The organism is Mycobacterium aquaticum, assembly GCF_002086485.1.
Classification (GTDB): domain Bacteria; phylum Actinomycetota; class Actinomycetes; order Mycobacteriales; family Mycobacteriaceae; genus Mycobacterium; species Mycobacterium aquaticum.
The window spans coordinates 1-1,663 of the sequence record NZ_MVHF01000088.1; the positions used below are offsets into that span (position 1 = coordinate 1).

Annotated in this window: 1 rRNA gene; it reads left to right on the top strand. The window is 56.6% G+C overall.

Features of this window, described 5'->3' with window-relative positions:
- The first annotated feature begins 130 nt into the window (after positions 1-130).
- A 16S ribosomal RNA gene (locus tag BST13_RS38010) occupies positions 131-1,650 on the top strand.
- Positions 1,651-1,663 lie beyond the last annotated feature (13 nt).

Below are 1,663 nucleotides of genomic sequence, written 5' to 3' on the forward strand. Positions count from 1 at the left end.
TTTTTGGTTGCATTCTTTTTCCCGTTTAGGGTGTGACCTTTTGTTTTTTTGGATGCCAGTTTGTTGGTGTCTTTTTGCTGGTCAGATTTTTCTGAATGTGAATTCTTCCCTGGTTTGTCTGGGGGGTTTTTGTTTGGAGAGTTTGATCCTGGCTCAGGACGAACGCTGGCGGCGTGCTTAACACATGCAAGTCGAACGGAAAGGCCCTTCGGGGTGCTCGAGTGGCGAACGGGTGAGTAACACGTGGGTGATCTGCCCTGCACTTTGGGATAAGCCTGGGAAACTGGGTCTAATACCGAATAGGACTCCGGCCTTCATGGGTTGGGGTGGAAAGCTTTTGCGGTGTGGGATGGGCCCGCGGCCTATCAGCTTGTTGGTGGGGTAATGGCCTACCAAGGCGACGACGGGTAGCCGGCCTGAGAGGGTGACCGGCCACACTGGGACTGAGATACGGCCCAGACTCCTACGGGAGGCAGCAGTGGGGAATATTGCACAATGGGCGCAAGCCTGATGCAGCGACGCCGCGTGGGGGATGACGGCCTTCGGGTTGTAAACCTCTTTCAGCACAGACGAAGCGTAAGTGACGGTATGTGCAGAAGAAGCACCGGCCAACTACGTGCCAGCAGCCGCGGTAATACGTAGGGTGCGAGCGTTGTCCGGAATTACTGGGCGTAAAGAGCTCGTAGGTGGTTTGTCGCGTTGTTCGTGAAAACTCACAGCTTAACTGTGGGCGTGCGGGCGATACGGGCAGACTGGAGTACTGCAGGGGAGACTGGAATTCCTGGTGTAGCGGTGGAATGCGCAGATATCAGGAGGAACACCGGTGGCGAAGGCGGGTCTCTGGGCAGTAACTGACGCTGAGGAGCGAAAGCGTGGGGAGCGAACAGGATTAGATACCCTGGTAGTCCACGCCGTAAACGGTGGGTACTAGGTGTGGGTTTCCTTCCTTGGGATCCGTGCCGTAGCTAACGCATTAAGTACCCCGCCTGGGGAGTACGGCCGCAAGGCTAAAACTCAAAGGAATTGACGGGGGCCCGCACAAGCGGCGGAGCATGTGGATTAATTCGATGCAACGCGAAGAACCTTACCTGGGTTTGACATGCACAGGACGTGCCTAGAGATAGGTATTCCCTTGTGGTCTGTGTGCAGGTGGTGCATGGCTGTCGTCAGCTCGTGTCGTGAGATGTTGGGTTAAGTCCCGCAACGAGCGCAACCCTTGTCCTATGTTGCCAGCGGGTTATGCCGGGGACTCGTAGGAGACTGCCGGGGTCAACTCGGAGGAAGGTGGGGATGACGTCAAGTCATCATGCCCCTTATGTCCAGGGCTTCACACATGCTACAATGGCCGGTACAAAGGGCTGCGATACCGTGAGGTGGAGCGAATCCTTTCAAAGCCGGTCTCAGTTCGGATCGGGGTCTGCAACTCGACCCCGTGAAGTCGGAGTCGCTAGTAATCGCAGATCAGCAACGCTGCGGTGAATACGTTCCCGGGCCTTGTACACACCGCCCGTCACGTCATGAAAGTCGGTAACACCCGAAGCCGGTGGCCTAACCCCTTGTGGGAGGGAGCCGTCGAAGGTGGGATCGGCGATTGGGACGAAGTCGTAACAAGGTAGCCGTACCGGAAGGTGCGGCTGGATCACCTCCTTTCTAAGGAGCACCA